General features: G+C 34.0%; 1 protein-coding gene. It reads right to left on the reverse strand.

All coding sequences use genetic code 11. From position 1 onward, the window contains the following. Positions 1-1187: 1187 nt before the first annotated feature. Positions 1188-3643, reverse strand: a 2456-nt coding sequence (locus BN67_RS07290) for a type ISP restriction/modification enzyme (RefSeq protein ID WP_019223474.1), incomplete at its 5' end; no start/stop codon positions are given.

A 3643-nucleotide genomic window follows, 5' to 3' on the forward strand; every position in this document is an offset into this window, starting at 1 on the left:
GATACGCCCTTGGAATCACCTGATGACCCGCTTATTTTTACTAAATGGTTTTTAATTTTTTTGTGAATTTTGTTTATAACGCATTTATCATTTGAACTATCTTAATAAACGCCGCGCTCTTTATAACCAATGCTTTCATTTGCATTATGATTATAAAGCCTTGCTGTTTTTAGGCATTCTCTATAGCTATTATGTTTTTTATAGCCATGGCATCATTTTTCATTTTCATAAGAGAAACGATAAATAGGATATAGGATAATTGCGATTTATAGACTGTTATGAAAACATCTCAATAGAAACTGATAATTATAGAGATTAGAAAAATCCCTTTTAATAGACCGTGTCAGTGTTGTCAGTTCCTTTTAGACTCTCTATTATTTTTTTTAATGAGAAAAATTAAAAATATTATATTTCAAAGGGTTAATGTCTTTAAAACATAATTCATATCAATCGTACAATCTTTAAAGATAACTTATGATAGGCGTTGATTAAAACCTGTCAGTTATGTGTCAGTAAATTGCACTGACAGAATAGACCATTTTAGTGAGTGATTAAAACGTGTCTTATGAAAAGTATGTGATCTTTTAAAGCTTTTCAAAAGATAGCTTGTAACTTATAGAGATGCTATCAAGATCATTATGGTTATGAGTTTTGAGGTTTTGAAGATTTTGAGGGTTCCTTTTACCCCCCTTATATGTTTTTTCAATCAAAAAATAAAAGTCATTATATTTCAAGTGGTTATTTTTTAATAAACAACTTATATCAAGATACAACCTATAAATACAACCTACGATATATTTTTGAAGGTATTTTGAGGGTGTTAGGAACCTTCAAAACCTATAAAGTCATATAAGAAAATGAATATACATAACTCTCTTAAACAAAGCTTTTGAAAAGGATAAAGCTATCATTTTAGATGACGGTATAATCTTTTAAAGGCAATCCCAAAAAATCTGATCTATAGAGGAAGGGGTTTCTGAAAAGCCTTAAAGCAATCCAAAGAAGAGTGTTTAAAAGTGCAAAGATTCTCTTTTTATTGAAATAACGTATGACAAAAAATTCCTAGTGTTTTAAATTGTCTATCATCAATCATCACAATATGATGCCTTATAGACTGTAGTGTTAATGAAGATTCAAAAGACCTCTATAAGATGAGCATGCCCTAAAAGTGAGCATGCTTTATAAGCTTATTCAGTTTCTCTTATTTCTAATGCTGGTAAGTTTCTAACAATTTTCATGGTTTCTAAGCTTACTGTGATAACCCTTTGAAACAATTCTAAAGGATAAGCAGGGTTGCCAATGGTCTCAACGGCATAGCAATTGGCATCATTAACAATGCCGCTTTTTTTATCGGTCTTAACACATTGACGCCCCATAACCCATTCAAGAGCGGGTTTACCATTGACGATATACTCATAAGTTTCAAGAGGGATATCTGTCATGATGATATTGCTGTTATAAATAACTGTTGATTTATCTTTCTCTTTACCTGATTTTGCGAATTTCATTTCAGTCACATAATAGAATTTTTCTGGATTAGGGATATCAGTCAGTTTAGGATCCCCCTTTTTAAAGGTCACGGGATAAGGCTCTACAGTTTCATAATTCATGTGTAAGTGACCCAGTTCACGTCCTGCTGTCACAAACTTCCAAAAATCATCAGCACTCTTTACACAAGGGATACGAGGCAATTCTTTGCATAAATTATCAGCATAACGAGCACGGTAATCTTCTGAATGCAAAATGCCATAAACATAATAAAAGAGATCATCTTTTGTTATAGTTTCACCAGCATAAGCTGCTTTAAAATGTGCTAAGCCTTCATCAGTAATGGCATCACGCCTCTGTAAACCAGCTGTTGTGCTTTCTTCTGTAGAGTTCGTAAATAAATGGGATTGTTTCTTGTTTTTACCTTTTGAGACCGTAGTGTTTTCGTAAAAATATCTTGGAAAGCATTGACCATTATGCACCACATGAAGATCAAGTATAGACTTAGCTATCAAAACAGAAAACCCTGATTGAGTTCCCATGCCTGAAATTTGTATTACCTTATTTTCAACCGCTTGCCCTATTGGAAATATACACGGCATTTGATAAGTTCTTTCATTAAAGATACGATTGTAATAGAGCCACTGTTGTGTAAAAGGACGATAAAAGCTTTGAATTAAGCAGTCACTCTCAAATTCAGAATTTTTTTTTCTTATCAATTCTTCTTTTAAACTACTACTCCAACTTATCTTTTTCTCATCTGTATCGACGAAGTGGTCTATAGACTTTGCACGTGTTTTACGGTCAGCATGAGGGTAGGTATCATTAAAACGTTCTACTTCACTGTTATAGAAGGCAATCATGTTATTCATGTTTTTAGCTAAAATTTTACGGCTTGAGTTATATACCCACGCATCACGGCTTGTCATAATGCCACGAGAATAAGTCTCAAAGAGTTTTTTATCATGCCCCTTTTTAACACCTAAAGCTAAAAATGTTTTGAAATTTTCATCACGCTGATTTATCCAATCACCATGTTTGTCTGGTGTAATAAGTTGCCAACCTTGTTTTTGTTTAATGCCACCAAGACTGCCAAATTCGTCAAGGATCTCAAGTTTTCTTTTTGTTGTAAGATTATTACCAATGTCATGATAGTAAATTTTACAAGGTCCAGAAGCATTGGGATTTTTGATAAATAGCGTCACAGCAATGCCAGTCATACTACCATTGCCAAAAATATTTTCTCCTTCTTGAGAATTATTTTTATTCATCATATTTTTACGTATATCCCCCCGTAAATTAAGAACATAAATACTGGTGAACTCTTTTGCTAAAGATTTTCGTAAACTGTCCATTGTTGGTTTTTCTATGTAGCTTGAACCGGAAACGAAGCCAATTAGCCCAGCGTTATCAATACGATCACTTGCCCAGCGAAGTGCGCGAATATAGCTATCATAAAGCGCTCGTATATTACTTGCTTTAGATTGAGCAGCATAAGTTTCACTGATCCGTTTATCTAAAATTGGATAAGGAGTATTTTTTGCATTATCATTTTCATTTTTTTGCCCTACTGAATAAGGAGGATTACCAAAGATAACTTGAATGTTTAGATTTTTCTGAAGTTCCAAATAGTCACTGTTCGCTTTGAATATACCTCGCAGCAAGTCTTTCTTTTCAAGCATCTGAAAGGTATCCGTTAAACCAATATGCTTAAAGGGGATATAGTCACCTTTCATAAGACTATGATAGGTCGTTTCAATGTTAATCGCCGCTATGTAATAGGCAAGCAAGACAATCTCATTGGCATGGATATCATAACGGAATTTATATTCCATATCCTCGGGCTTGATGAGATTGGATTGTAAAAGCCGTGTGATAAAGGTCCCTGTTCCCGTGAAAGGATCAAGAATAGAAACATCACGAGACCCAAGGCTTGTTTCAAATTCATTCCGCAACACATCATCAACAGAATGAATGATAAAATCAACAACTTCAACGGGGGTATAAACAATCCCAAGCCTATCCGTGGTTTTCTTAAATGCCTTGGAAAAGAAATCCTCATAGAGTTTGATAATAAGGTTCTGTCTTGCATGGGGTTCGGTAATCCCTGAGGCACGGAATTTCACACTGTTATAAAACCCTTGTAATTCCTTAG

Source organism: Bartonella rattaustraliani AUST/NH4 (assembly GCF_000312565.1).
GTDB classification, from domain to species: domain Bacteria; phylum Pseudomonadota; class Alphaproteobacteria; order Rhizobiales; family Rhizobiaceae; genus Bartonella; species Bartonella rattaustraliani.